The organism is Ensifer sp. NPDC090286 (assembly GCF_044769565.1).
Taxonomy (GTDB): Bacteria; Pseudomonadota; Alphaproteobacteria; order Rhizobiales; family Rhizobiaceae; genus Ensifer.
Genome location: NZ_JBIVYF010000005.1, coordinates 165,381 through 178,009 on the forward strand (window position 1 = coordinate 165,381; position 12,629 = coordinate 178,009).

Here is a 12,629-nt window from a genome sequence, read left to right on the forward strand (position 1 = left end):
TTGCGGTCTTGAACGGGTCGACACAAAAAAAGGCCCTCCAACCGGAGGGCCTTTCTCGTTTTACGGGCCGATATTGATAATCAGGCCTTGTACTTCTGGACGGCGCCCGGGAGCTTGCTCCACTCGCCGTACCAGCTGTTGAACAGCTTGAACTGGGCTTCGACGTAGCCGCGCTGGCTGTCGGAGAGAACGTCGCTCTCGTTGAAGTGCAGCGTGTATTCCTTGTCGCCCTTCAGCACCATCATGTGCTTGAAGTAGAGAACGAGGTCCGGGCCTTCGTCGAAGGACGAGAGAACGGCGAGCGCCTGTTCCAGTTCCAGTGCGCGCAGACGGGCGTCGACGTCGCCTTCGGCGGCGGCGCGCGACAGGTTGCACATGTGGATGACTTCCTTCGGCAGGACGCAGCCGATGCCGGTGATCGCACCCGTTGCACCGCAGTTGACGAAGCCGTGGAACACGGCCGTGTCGACGCCAATCATCAGCGAGACGCCATCGTCACGGCTGGTGATGTTTTCGGCCGCATAGCGCATGTCGGCAGCGCCGCCGAATTCCTTGAAGCCGACGAGGTTCGGATGTTCGGCGCGCAGCGCGAAGAACAGGTCGGCGCGGGTGGCGAAGCCGTAGTAGGGGCTGTTGTAGATGACAGCCGGCAGGCTCGGGGCAGCCGAGAGAATTGCCTTGAAGTGGTTCTTCTGGGCAGCGACGACCGAGCCACGCGACAGAACGCGCGGGATGACCATCAGGCCCTGGGCGCCGACCTTCTCGGCGTGCGCTGCATGCGCGACGGCCGAAGCGGTGTTGACGGCGCCGGTGCCGACGATGACCGGGATGCCGGCCTTGACCAGGCGTTCGACGCCTTCCATGCGCTGTTCGTCGGTCAGGAGCGGCCAGTCACCCATCGAGCCGCAGTAAACCACGGCGGACATGCCCTGAGCGATCAGCTCCTTGCCCTTGCGCACCAGCGCGTCGAAATCGGGGGTGCGGTCTTCCTTGCAGGGGGTCATCAGCGCCGGGATGACGCCGGTGAAAATCTGAGCCTTCATCTGAAACTCCTCTCGGGCTTTGTCTTCAGGGCAGCGGCGCACCTACGCCCCTGCCTTTGATCTAGACAATAGCCGTTTGTATTTTATTTGTCGACAAGAAAAATACAAAAGCCGCTACAGGGCGATGTCGAGCTTGCTATTGCGGGCAAAAAGCTTCTGCACCTGCTCGACGATCTGCTCCGCATGCGCCTTGCCGAGCCGATCGGCAGCCTCGACGTCGCGCGCGGCGATCGCCGCGATCATGGCCGCGTGCTCGTCGACGAAACGCTGGGGAAACTGCTCGTCATAGGACTGGTAATAGAGACGCAGGATACGCCGCCCTTCGTCGAGCAGTCGACGAAACAGGCTGGTGAAGTAGGGGTTGCGTCCGCTTTCCGCGATCGCCGCATGGAAGGCAGCGTTGGTGGCGATCATCGTCAGCGCGTCGCGCGTCTGCACGGCTGCCGCATAGTCTTCGTGGAAGCCGCGAATGATCGCCAGGTCTTCCGGCCTATGGTTCTGCGCCGCAAGCCTTGTCGTGACGCGGTACATCAGCACCAACGCGTCGAAGAACGGATTGAGATTGAGGAAGTCGATGTTCGCGACCATCGTCGAGCGGTTCGGCAGGGTGTCGATCAGCCCTTCGCCGGCAAGGCGCACCAGCGCCTCGCGGATCGGCGTTCGCGACATCTTCAGCCGCTCGGCAAGCTGCACTTCGTCGATCGGGCTGCCTGGCGGCAGCACCAGGTCGAGGATCTCGTCGCGCAAGAGGTCATAGACCATCTTTACGCCGGAGCCGCGCTTGCGCTCGGGGATGGGGCTGTTGTCGGTGTCGATATCGGTCATGTCAGATTCCTTTGTCGACAAAAGAAATACTTGTCTCTGCCGCAGGGATCAACCGTTTCCGTGATGATGGGTGCATGGTGGCGGGTATATCCAATTACGTGTGTTTGCCTTCAGCGGCACTTTGTTGAAGGCCCTGCGCGGTTGCAACGCGCGTTTCATAAAAGCGCTGTTTGGAAACAGCATTGTGCAATCGGGCCGCCCGAACTTGCGGCTGACCCGGTGCTTTCTTCCGACCCATGCATTTCCCACATGGGAGCGCTGAGTTTTGAGCGCTGCAACTTACGGAAAGCCTGAGCTATAAGGTGTTCATCGAAGTGAACGAGGCGCCACGGACTGGCAGCCAGGCTTCGAAAGCCCATTGAAAGGGGGATCAAATGAACATCGCACGCTCCATCAACAACTGGCGCAAGTACCGTCAGACGGTCACCGAACTGGGCCGCATGTCGAACCGCGAACTTCGCGACCTCGGCATCGAACGCGCCGACATCGACCGCGTTGCACGCACGGCCTTCGCCCGCTAAGGCGACCTACATAGACTGAAGAATTGCCAAGCGCCTGCATCTCCTGCGGGCGCTTTTGCTTTTTGGCGCCTTCATTGCGCCATTGTCGTCGCACACATCGCTGGCACTGCGATTTGATTAATCGATTACTCCATTAATCCCATCTCTCGCCGCTTCCCGCAGGCGCGTGTTCCTTCAAGAGATAATGTGCCATGCCATCGTTTTCCCCTGAGATTGCCGATTTCTGGAGCGCATCCTTTGCGGGCGATGTTCTCGCAAGCGCGGATCGGTTCACCGTCACGGTCAATCCCGACCTGGACGACGACAGCCCGGCCATGGTGCTGCACACCGCTGAAAACGGCGTAAGGGCCGTTCTGTCGCCGACGCTCGCCGCCGCGCTACCGCCGATGGCGGGAGAGATGCTTACAGAGGCGACCCTTCGCCAGCGGCTCCGCAATGCCGGCATCGTTCTGAACGGTGCCGATAACCTTTTCTATTTCACCGAAGCCGACACGGCCGTGCTGCTGCGGGAGACGTCGAGCGACCATGTGCGCGCGCTCACGCCGGAGGATGCGGCGGCCTTCGCCCTGTTCCAGGGCTCCGCCTCGGAAGAGGATCTCGATGCGGCCTATGTGGAGTTGGATCACTGGTTGGTCTACGGCGCCTTCGATGGCGACCGGCTGGTCTGTGCCGCCAGCATGTACCCCTGGCAGGAGCGGCAGATCGCCGATCTCGGCGTGCTGACGCTTGCATCCGACCGGGGGAGGGACCACGCCCGTAAGGTCGTGCGCGCCATCAGCCGGGCTGCGCATGAAAGGGGCTACCAGCCGCAATATCGCTGCCAGCTCGACAACCATGCGTCGGTGGCGCTTGCCGGAGCCGCGGGCTTGACGCTTTTCGGCCAGTGGGAAGCGCCCTCCGAAGAGGGCTGAGACGCGGCTCGACGAGTATGCCGGGCCGTCAAAACGATGCTGACAGAATCTGGCAGGGGTCGCGCGTAAAGTGGTCGCAGGATAAGAGATCGAGGGATTGCAGATGTCGGCGCAGGATATGTTTCAGATGGGTGCAGCAAACAGGTCGGGCGAGCGCAATTTCTGGATCGGCGCGGTTTCCGGCGATGACCTGCAGCATGCTGCGGAAGACGGCTTCTCTCGCTTTGGCTACGGCTACGGCAATGTCCAGGCGATGACGCGCATGAAGGCCGGCGACGGCTTCATCGGTTATGCGCCGAACGCCGCCTTCAACGGCCGGGCGGGGCTCGCCTGTTTTGCCGCCATCGGCGTCGTCAAGGAGCGCCCGCCCTACTTCTTTGCCATGGGCGGTGTCGCGCCGCATCGCGGCGACGTCGACTGGGCCGACAGCATGGAGGCCCCGGTTCGCCCCTGGCTCGACAGTCTGGAATTTGCCGAAGGCAACCGCAACTGGGACCAGAAGCTGCGTGTCGGCCATCTCGCCATCAGCGAGCGAGATTTCCGCGTGATCGCGCGGGCCATGCATGCCGACCTCGGCATGGTTTTCCCGAGAGCGTCTGCCTATCGCCAGCAACTTGCCGGCTGACCGCCGTCGCCCTCAACCCGTCAATAGCACTGTTGCTTCCTCCCCCGTGTCGACCGGTTGCTCCACGGAGCCGGCCGGCACGCTGGCATACATGCCTGTGGTTCTGAATTCGGTCGGGCTCAGCCCGAACGAGCGGCGGAAGACCTTGGCGAAGTAGTTGGGATCCTCGAAGCCTGAAAGGATCGCCACTTCCTTGACCGGCAGGCTTGCCGTTTTCGTCAGCAGTTTGACCGCGCGCTGCAAGCGCTTCTGCAGCACATATTCGGCCGGCGCCATGCCTTCGCTGGCGGCAAAGACGCGGGAGAAATGCGCCCGGCTCAAACCCGAAACCCGCGCCAGTTCCTCCACCGGAAGCGGGTTCTGCAGGTTGTTCATGATGTGGTCGACGACGCGGTGCATCGTCTTGTGCTCATGACTGAACACCGGATGCGAGCCGAAGACGTCGTCGTAAAGCGCCATCGCCGCCTCGTAGGCGATCGCTGAGGCCTTGCCTGGCGTCTCGCCGCCGCGGATCAGCCGAAGGCTGCAGTCGGCCAGATGCTCGATCGTTTCCGGTTGCAGCTTCAATACGGGGCCGGTGACGGCAAGCAGGGCGCGGTGGATGCGCAGCGCCTCGTCGCCGTTCATCGAGATCCAGAAAAACTCCCAGCGTCCACCGTCTTCCAGCCAGTAGCGATGATTGTGCGGCACGAGCAACAGCAGCGTCTCTCCCCCGCGTATCCGATAGCTGCGGTTTTCGTAACGCAGATTTCCGGCGCCCGCGATCGTGTGCTGCAGCACGGTGAAGGGCGTGTTTCCGCGCTTTCTGCCGTCCCAGTCATAGGTCGCATTGTTGCGGATTTCATAGCCGGTGCTGGTCGGCATCGCATGCAGGCTATGGCGTCCCCGCGGTAGCGAAACCGTGCGCATAATCGGGCCGTTGTCGATCAAATCTTGCAGCATAAAATTACCCATGAAAGCACAATACCGCTCTGGCGGGGTCGGTAATTATACACATAATGACCGCCAACAGCGCAACAGGCAGTGCTTTCGGCCCATAAGAAATGAGGGGATGCATCGAAGTTGCGCGCGGAGACGGTGAGAAACCGTGAATTGATTTTACCCTTTGTCAGAAATGCATGCAGTTCATGAGGAGTGAGGGCATGGCAACGTTCAAGATCGCCATCATCGGCGCGGGCAGCATCGGCTTCACCAAGAAGCTGTTCACCGACATTCTCGCCGTGCCGGAATTGCGCGACATCGAGGTTGCGCTGACCCACCTCAGCGCCCGCAATCTGGAGATGATCAAGGCGATCCTCGACCGGATCGTCGAGGTCAACCGCATGCGGACGAAGGTGACGGCAACCACCGACCGGTTGAAGGCGCTGGAAGGCGCCCGCTACATCATCAGCTGCGTGCGCGTCGGCGGCCTCGAAGCCTATGCCGACGACATCCGCATTCCGCTCAAATACGGGGTCGACCAGTGCGTCGGCGATACGATCTGCGCCGGCGGCATCCTCTACGGCCAGCGCAACATCCCCGTTATCCTCGACTTCTGCAAGGATATCCGCGCCGTTGCCGAGCCGGGCGCGAAGTTCCTGAATTATGCCAACCCGATGGCGATGAACACCTGGGCGGCGATCGAATACGGCAAGGTCGATACGGTCGGCCTCTGCCACGGTGTTCAACACGGCGGCGAGCAGATCGCCGAAATCCTTGGCGCCGGCGAGGGCGAGCTTGATTACATCTGCTCCGGCATCAACCACCAGACCTGGTTCGTCGACGTCAGGCTCAAGGGCCGCAGGGTCGGCAAGGACGAACTGGTCGCGGCCTTCGAATCGCACCCGGTGTTCTCCAAGCAGGAGAAGCTCCGGATCGACGTCTTGAAGCGTTTCGGCGTCTATTCGACCGAGAGCAACGGCCATCTCTCCGAATATCTTCCCTGGTATCGCAAGCGCCCGGAGGAAATTACCCGCTGGATCGACATGTCGGACTGGATCCACGGCGAGACCGGCGGCTATCTCAGGCATTCGACCGAGACGCGCAACTGGTTCGAAACCGAGTTTCCGCAGTTCCTGGAAGCGGCCGGAAAGCCGCTCAATCACGCCAAGCGCTCGAACGAGCATGCGAGCCATATTCTCGAGGCACTGGAAACAGGCCGGGTCTATCGCGGTCACTTCAACGTCAAGAATAATGGCGTGATCACCAACCTGCCCGCAGACGCCATTATCGAATCCCCCGGTTTCGTCGATCGTTTCGGCATCAACATGGTCTCGGGCATCACCCTTCCTGAGGCCTGTGCTGCCACCTGCCTTTCCTCGATCAACGTCCAGCGCATGTCGGTCCATGCGGCCGTGACCGGCGATCTCGATCTTCTGAAGCTGGCGATGCTGCACGATCCGCTGGTCGGCGCGATCTGCACGCCGGACGAGGTCTGGCAGATGGTCGACGAGATGGTGGTCGCGCAAAACCAGTGGCTGCCGCAATACGCGCACGCGATCGATGGTGCGAAGGAGCGGCTTGGCCGCGCCACCGTCAAGACCCGCGAGTGGAACGGTGCCGCGCGGCGTCAGGTACGCTCGCTCGACGAGTTGCGCGCCGAGCGCCAGGTCCGCGCCGCCGGCTGATGATTGCAGTGCCGCTTGCGTGAGGAGACGCGATCAGCGCTGCCTGAACTGCAGACTTTTCAAGGAGGAGGCCGCGTTCCGGCGCGGCGAAAGAGGGAGAATCTGAGCCAATGACCAGCCACAGACTGACGAAAATGGCGAGCCTGCTGCTTGTCGGCATCTCGACCTTTGCCTTGGAGGCGGCCGCCTCCGAGCCCACCGTCGTGCCGCAGCAGCCGGCATTTCCGGCCGAGGGCAAGATTACCTATGTGCCGCGCGACTCGATCGCCGAATTCAAGGCGCTGCCGGAATACAAGGAACCGGTCTGGGTTACCGAGAAATACGTCAAGACCGGCAAGCTGCCACCGGTCGCCGAGCGCCTGCCGAAGGAACCGATGGTCTTCAAGACCGGCAACATGCCCGACGGCGTCGGCGTCTACGGTGATACGCTGCGTCACGTGATCGGCGGTCGGCCGGAAGGCTGGAACTACTCGGCCGGCCAGAGCCAGGGCTGGGGCGGCATCGATATCGGCATGTCCGAATGCCTGACGCGCACGGCGCCGCTCTTCCAGGTGGAGGCCAAGGACGTCGAGCCGCTGCCGAACCTTGCCAGGAGCTGGGACTGGTCTTCTGACGGCCACAAGCTGACGATGCATCTGGTCGAGGGTGCCAAGTGGTCGGATGGCGATCTCTTCGACGCCGACGACGTGATGTTCTACTGGGAAGACAACGTGCTCGACCCGAGCGTGACGCCGTTGAACGGCGCAACGCCGGAGACTTTCGGCGCTGGCACGACGCTGAAGAAGATCGACCAGTATACGGTCGAATGGACCTTCAAGGAGGCGTTCCCGCGCCAGCATCTCTATGCCATGGCCTATGGCACCTTCTGCCCCGGCCCGTCGCATATCTTGAAAGCCAAGCATCCGAAATACGCCGGCACCACCTATGACCAGTACAAGAACGCCTTCCCGCCGGAATACATGAACATCCCGGTCATGGGCGCCTGGGTGCCGGTCGCCTATCGTCCCGACGATATCATCGTGCTGCGCCGCAATCCGTACTATTGGAAGGTCGACGAGGCGGGCAATCAGCTCCCCTATATCAACGAGCTGCACTACAAGCTCTCGACCTGGGCCGATCGTGACGTGCAGGCAATCGCCGGCTCCGCCGACCTCTCCAACCTGGAGCAGCCGGAAAACTTCGTCGAATCGCTGAAGCGCGCAGCGCAGGACACGGCGCCCGCTCGGCTTGCCTTCGGCCCGCGCCTTATCGGCTACAATCTGCACATGAACTTCTCGGCCAACGGCTGGGGTGAGCCGGACGAACGCGCCAAGGCCGTGCGTGAGCTCAACCGCAACGAGGATTTCCGCAAGGCGGTGACCATGGCGGTCGATCGCAAGAAGCTCGGCGAGGCGCTGGTGAAGGGCCCCTTCACCGCGATCTATCCCGGCGGGCTTTCTTCCGGCACCAGCTTCTACGACCGGGAGTCGACCGTCTACTATCCCTTCGACCTCGATGGCGCGAAGGCTCTGCTTGAGAAAGCTGGCCTGAAGGACACCGACGGCAACGGCTTCGTCAACTTCCCGGCTGATAAAGCCGGCGGCAAGGACGTGGAGATCGTGCTTCTGATCGACAACAGCTATGCGACCGACCGCAACCTCGCCGAAGGCCTGATCGGCCAGATGGAAAAGCTCGGCCTCCGGGTGGTTCTGAACTCGCTTGACGGCAAGCAGCGGGACGCGACCAATTACGCCGGAAAATTCGACTGGATGGTTCATCGCAACGCGGCCGAATATGCCTCCGTCGTGCAAAACACGCCGCAGCTGGCGGCCGCCGGTCCGCGCACCAGCTGGCATCACCGTGCACCGGAAGGCGGACAGCTTGACCTGATGCCCTTCGAACAGGAACTCGTCGACATCATCAACAAGTTCATCGCCACCAACGACAATGCCGAGCGCGCGGAGTTGATGAAGCAGTACCAGAAGGTCGCGACGACGAACCTCGATACGGTCGGCCTTACCGAATATCCGGGCGCGCTGATCATCAACAAGCGCTTCGCCAACGTGCCGACGGGCGCGCCGATCTTCATGTTCAACTGGGCCGAAGACACGATCATGCGCGAGCGCCTCTTTGTTCCCTCGGACAAGCAGGGTGATTTCGAGCTCTTTGCTGAACAGCTTCCGGGCAAGCCCGGCGACAAGGGCTTGAGCAACTAATGCAACCGCTCCTCCGGCTACAGGCCGGAGGAGCGCTCGATCACCCCAACGACAGAAGGAAACGGCATGTTCAGGTTTCTGCTTGTCCGCCTCGCCTCTGCCATTCCGGTGCTGCTTGTCTTGAGCGTGGCGACCTTCGCCATCATCCAGGCGCCGCCCGGAGACTATAGCGATTACATTCGGTCGCAGCTGATCAACCAGGGTGGCGCGTCCTACGAGGAGGCCGAAGCCCAGGCGCAGGCCTACCGCAAGGAGCATGGCCTCGATAGGCCGCTGCCGGTGCAATACCTCAACTGGATGACCGGCATCCTGACGCGCGGCGATTTCGGCCACAGCCTCTATTACAACAAGCCGGTTGCCGATGTCGTCGGCGAACGCTTGCCGCGCACGCTGGCCTTGGCACTCGTCTGCCATATCCTCGCGTCCATCATCGGCATCTCCTTCGGCATCATCGCCGCGACACGGCAATATTCCTGGATCGACAGCCTGCTTTCGACCGTGGCCTTCCTCGGCATGACGGTGCCGCGCTTCCTGATGGCGCTGATCATCGTCTATATCCTCGTCTTCCATTTCAATGTCAGCGAAATCAACTCGTTCCACTCGGCCCGCTACGGTGGTGCGCCCTGGTCCTGGGACAAGTTCGTCGACCTCGTCAAACATGTCTGGCCGGTCGTGGCGATCGCCACCTTCGGCGGCCTCGCTTACAATATGCGGGTGATGCGCGGAAATCTGCTCGACACGCTCAACGCCCAGTATGTCGAAACCGCCCGGGCGAAGGGGCTGAGCGAAGGCGCCGTCGTCATGCGCCATGCCGTTCCGAACGCCCTGCATCCGCTGATCATGTACCAGGGCGTCGTACTGCCCTACATGCTGACAGGCGAAATCGAGACCGCGATCATCTTCGCGCTGCCGACCGTCGGCCCGGCCATCGTCGGCTCCATGTGGGTGGGCGACGTCTATGTCACCGCCACCTTCATGCTGGTTCTGTCGGCAACCCTTATCCTCGGCAACATCATCGCCGACATGCTGCTGGCCGCGCTTGATCCGCGCGTGCGTCTCGGAGGAGCCCACGCATGACCGCCGAGATGCAAACGACAATTCCGCTCGCCGCCGAACCCCGGCAGGAACATCACAACGAAAGCTACCAGGCGCTCGTCTGGCGCCGGCTGAAGCGGTCCTGGACCGGCATGCTCGGCCTCGTCCTCGTCGGCCTGCTGATCTTCATGGCGGTCTTCGCCGACTTCCTGTCGCCGGTCGATCCGAAGGCGACGGGTGTCGCCTTTGCGCCACCGCAGGCGATCAGCTTTGCCGACAGGGACGGCAATTTCGTCTTCTCGCCGCGCAGCTATCCGCTCACCGAAGGCACCGAGCTTGACCCGATCACCTTCCAGCCGATCATCGGCCCGGACTACGACAACCCGCAGATCCTCGGCTTCTTCGTCAAGGGCGCGCCCTATCGCCTCTTCGGCCTGATCCCGGCCGAACGGCATTTCTTCGGCGCGGTCGATGGTTCGCCGGTGCATCTGCTTGGCACCGACAAGTTCGGTCGCGACGTGCTGTCACGTATCCTCGTCGGCTCGCGCATCTCGCTGATGATCGCGCTGATCGTCGTCTCGATCGTCACCGTCGTCGGCACCACCGTCGGCATGGCGTCCGGCTATTTCGGCGGCCGCTTCGATGTCTGGACCCAGCGCTTCGTCGAGCTGGTGCTCGCCTTCCCGCAACTGCCGCTCTACCTGGCGCTGACCTCGCTGATCCCGGTCACAGCGCCGACCAACGTCTTCCTCGCCTTTGTCATCATCGTCATGTCGGCGCTCGGCTGGGCGCAGATGTCGCGCGAGGTGCGCGGCAAGACGCTGGCCTTGGCGCGTATCGACTATGTGCGTGCGGCGATCGCCGTTGGCGCCAGCGACCGGCGCATCATCTTCCAGCACATCCTGCCGAACGTGATGAGCCACGTGATCGTCGCGGTCACGCTGTCGATCCCGCAGGTGGTGCTCTTGGAATCCTTCCTTGGGTTCCTGGGCTTTGCGGTCAAGCCGCCGCTCATTTCCTGGGGGCTGATGCTGCAGGACACCTCCACCTATTCCGTCATCGGGTCCTATCCGTGGATCCTGTCGCCCGTCGCCTTCGTGCTTGTCACTGTCTTCGCCTTCAATGCCCTTGGCGACGGCCTGCGCGACGCCATCGATCCCTATTGAGGAGGACGCATTATGACAGAAACAATCGACGTCCTCACCGCCGCGCCTTCCGAGCGCAGGGACCTTGCCGAACGGGATGGCCGGCCGGTCATCGACGCCCGCAATGTCGCGGTTCGTTTCAAGGTCGAGCATGGCACGGTAGACGCCGTGAAGGACGTGTCCTTCCAGCTTTACCGCGGCGAGACCATCGCCATCGTCGGCGAGTCCGGCTCGGGCAAGTCGGTCACGGCGCGCAGCGTCATGGGGTTGCTCTCCAAGCGCGCGACGATCGCCGCCCAATCGCGGATCGAATATGACGGCAAGGACGTGCTGAAATTCTCGCCGCGAGAACGGCGGAGCTTGCGCGGCAACCGCCTGGCGATGATCTTCCAGGAGCCGATGAGTTCGCTGAACCCGGTCTATACGGTCGGCACGCAGATCATCGAGGCGATCCGGGCGCATCGCCGGATGAGCCGCCGTGCGGCAACCGAACGCGCGCTCGAACTGCTGCGCCACGTGAAGATCCCGGATCCGGAGCTTCGCATCAACCAGTATCCGCACCAGCTCTCCGGCGGCCAGCGCCAGCGGGTGATGATCGCCATGGCGCTCGCCAACGATCCGGATGTGCTGATCGCCGACGAGCCGACGACGGCGCTCGACGTGACCGTCCAGGCGCAGATCCTCAACCTCATCCGCGACCTGCAGCGCGAACTCGGCATGGCGGTGATCCTGATCACCCACGACCTGACGGTGGTGCGGCAGTTCTCGGACTATGTCTATGTCATGCAATATGGCGAGGTGAAGGAGCACAACACCACGGCTGATCTCTTCGCCAATCCCTTGCATTCCTATACCAAAAGGCTGCTTTCGTCGGAGCCGTCGGGTGCTGCCAAGCCGTTGCCGGACAATGCGCCGATCGTGCTCGAGGGGCGGGACGTGAAGGTCTCCTTCATGCTGAAGAAGGGCGGCCTTTTCCGCTCGCAGTTTTCCGAGTTGGTGGCGGTCGACAGGCTCAGCCTCAACCTGCGCAAGCACGAGACGCTCGGGCTCGTCGGCGAATCCGGCTCCGGCAAAACGACATTCGGCCAGGCGCTGATCCGCCTTCTCAACGCCGATGGCGGCGAAGTCTTCTTCGACGGCATCCCGATCCACGACAAGGACCGTACCCAGATGCGGCCCTTGCGCTCGCGCATCCAGATCGTCTTCCAGGATCCTTTCGCCTCGCTCAACCCGCGCATGTCGATCGGCCAGATCATCGAGGAGGGCCTGGTCGTCAACGGCATCGGCGAAAACCACAAGGAGCGGGTCGACCGGGTGGTGGATGCGCTTGTTGCCGCCGGCATGCCCGGCAATATCCTGTCGCGCTTTCCGCACGAGTTCTCCGGTGGCCAGCGTCAGCGCATCGCCATCGCGCGGGCGATCGCTCTCGAGCCGGAATTCATCCTGCTCGACGAGCCGACCTCGGCGCTCGACCTTTCTGTCCAGGCCCAGATCATCGAACTGCTGCGCAAGCTGCAGGACGAGCGGGGCCTGAGCTACCTCTTCATTTCCCACGACCTCAAGGTCGTGCGCGCGCTCTGCCACCGGGTGGTGGTGATGCAGCACGGCAGAATAGTCGAGGAGGGGCCGGTGAGCGAAATTCTTTCCAATCCCAAGACCGCCTACACCGAAAGGCTCGTGAGAGCCGCCTTCGATGTGGCAGCATGACCGCTAGAAAGCAGAG

Annotated in this window: 11 protein-coding genes; 8 read left to right on the forward strand and 3 right to left on the reverse strand. The window is 62.3% G+C overall.

Annotated features, from left to right (window positions below):
• Positions 1-80 precede the first annotated feature (80 nt).
• Both ACIQUG_RS25020 and ACIQUG_RS25025 read right to left on the reverse strand, forming a co-directional pair.
• Positions 81-1,043, reverse strand: coding sequence for a dihydrodipicolinate synthase family protein (locus ACIQUG_RS25020; protein WP_043612977.1), 963 nt, complete (start codon positions 1,041-1,043; stop codon positions 81-83).
• Positions 1,044-1,157: 114 nt separating this feature from the next.
• On the reverse strand, positions 1,158-1,868 hold the full coding sequence (locus ACIQUG_RS25025) for a GntR family transcriptional regulator (RefSeq protein ID WP_043613006.1): 711 nt from the start codon (positions 1,866-1,868) through the stop codon (positions 1,158-1,160).
• Positions 1,869-2,242: 374 nt separating this feature from the next.
• Here ACIQUG_RS25025 and ACIQUG_RS25030 point away from each other — a divergent pair, with 374 nt between their 5' ends.
• The 3 genes from ACIQUG_RS25030 (at position 2,243) to ACIQUG_RS25040 (ending at position 3,925) form a co-directional block, all read left to right on the forward strand.
• Complete coding sequence (locus ACIQUG_RS25030) at positions 2,243-2,389, forward strand: DUF1127 domain-containing protein (protein WP_064817045.1); 147 nt, start codon at positions 2,243-2,245, stop codon at positions 2,387-2,389.
• Positions 2,390-2,580: 191 nt separating this feature from the next.
• On the forward strand, positions 2,581-3,300 hold the full coding sequence (locus ACIQUG_RS25035) for a GNAT family N-acetyltransferase (protein WP_402324809.1): 720 nt from the start codon (positions 2,581-2,583) through the stop codon (positions 3,298-3,300).
• Positions 3,301-3,427: 127 nt separating this feature from the next.
• On the forward strand, positions 3,428-3,925 hold the full coding sequence (locus tag ACIQUG_RS25040; protein WP_402324810.1) for an EVE domain-containing protein: 498 nt from the start codon (positions 3,428-3,430) through the stop codon (positions 3,923-3,925).
• A gap of 12 nt (positions 3,926-3,937) precedes the next feature.
• On the opposite strand, the gene ACIQUG_RS25045 is transcribed toward ACIQUG_RS25040, so the two are convergent.
• Entirely contained in the window at positions 3,938-4,879 is a 942-nt protein-coding gene (locus ACIQUG_RS25045; RefSeq protein ID WP_402324811.1) for a helix-turn-helix domain-containing protein, read from the reverse strand.
• A gap of 188 nt (positions 4,880-5,067) precedes the next feature.
• Here ACIQUG_RS25045 and ACIQUG_RS25050 point away from each other — a divergent pair, with 188 nt between their 5' ends.
• The 5 genes from ACIQUG_RS25050 to ACIQUG_RS25070 all read left to right on the forward strand — a co-directional run bounded on the left by ACIQUG_RS25050 (position 5,068) and on the right by ACIQUG_RS25070 (position 12,613).
• The gene (locus tag ACIQUG_RS25050) at positions 5,068-6,531 is read left to right on the forward strand and encodes an alpha-glucosidase/alpha-galactosidase (protein WP_402324813.1); all 1,464 of its coding nucleotides are present in this window, start codon (positions 5,068-5,070) and stop codon (positions 6,529-6,531) included.
• 110 nt (positions 6,532-6,641) lie between these two features.
• On the forward strand, positions 6,642-8,726 hold the full coding sequence (locus ACIQUG_RS25055) for an ABC transporter substrate-binding protein (RefSeq protein ID WP_402324815.1): 2,085 nt from the start codon (positions 6,642-6,644) through the stop codon (positions 8,724-8,726).
• Positions 8,727-8,792: 66 nt separating this feature from the next.
• On the forward strand, positions 8,793-9,803 hold the full coding sequence (locus ACIQUG_RS25060; RefSeq protein WP_402324817.1) for an ABC transporter permease: 1,011 nt from the start codon (positions 8,793-8,795) through the stop codon (positions 9,801-9,803).
• 8 nt (positions 9,804-9,811) lie between these two features.
• The gene (locus ACIQUG_RS25065) at positions 9,812-10,927 is read left to right on the forward strand and encodes an ABC transporter permease (RefSeq protein ID WP_402325197.1); all 1,116 of its coding nucleotides are present in this window, start codon (positions 9,812-9,814) and stop codon (positions 10,925-10,927) included.
• A gap of 12 nt (positions 10,928-10,939) precedes the next feature.
• Positions 10,940-12,613, forward strand: a complete 1,674-nt coding sequence (locus ACIQUG_RS25070; RefSeq protein ID WP_402324819.1) for an ABC transporter ATP-binding protein — start codon at positions 10,940-10,942, stop codon at positions 12,611-12,613.
• Positions 12,614-12,629 lie beyond the last annotated feature (16 nt).

Excerpts from the sequence above, each read along its gene's own strand:
- ACIQUG_RS25030 (WP_064817045.1), top strand. The coding sequence starts at position 2,243 with ATGAACATCGCACGCTCCATCAACAACTGGCGCAAGTACCGTCAGACG.
- ACIQUG_RS25050 (WP_402324813.1), top strand. The coding sequence starts at position 5,068 with ATGGCAACGTTCAAGATCGCCATCATCGGCGCGGGCAGCATCGGCTTC.
- ACIQUG_RS25065 (WP_402325197.1), top strand. The coding sequence starts at position 9,812 with ATGCAAACGACAATTCCGCTCGCCGCCGAACCCCGGCAGGAACATCAC.
- ACIQUG_RS25020 (WP_043612977.1), bottom strand. The coding sequence starts at position 1,043 with ATGAAGGCTCAGATTTTCACCGGCGTCATCCCGGCGCTGATGACCCCC.
- ACIQUG_RS25045 (WP_402324811.1), bottom strand. The coding sequence starts at position 4,879 with ATGGGTAATTTTATGCTGCAAGATTTGATCGACAACGGCCCGATTATG.
- ACIQUG_RS25055 (WP_402324815.1), top strand. The coding sequence starts at position 6,642 with ATGACCAGCCACAGACTGACGAAAATGGCGAGCCTGCTGCTTGTCGGC.
- ACIQUG_RS25060 (WP_402324817.1), top strand. The coding sequence starts at position 8,793 with ATGTTCAGGTTTCTGCTTGTCCGCCTCGCCTCTGCCATTCCGGTGCTG.
- ACIQUG_RS25040 (WP_402324810.1), top strand. The coding sequence starts at position 3,428 with ATGGGTGCAGCAAACAGGTCGGGCGAGCGCAATTTCTGGATCGGCGCG.
- ACIQUG_RS25070 (WP_402324819.1), top strand. The coding sequence starts at position 10,940 with ATGACAGAAACAATCGACGTCCTCACCGCCGCGCCTTCCGAGCGCAGG.
- ACIQUG_RS25025 (WP_043613006.1), bottom strand. The coding sequence starts at position 1,868 with ATGACCGATATCGACACCGACAACAGCCCCATCCCCGAGCGCAAGCGC.
- ACIQUG_RS25035 (WP_402324809.1), top strand. The coding sequence starts at position 2,581 with ATGCCATCGTTTTCCCCTGAGATTGCCGATTTCTGGAGCGCATCCTTT.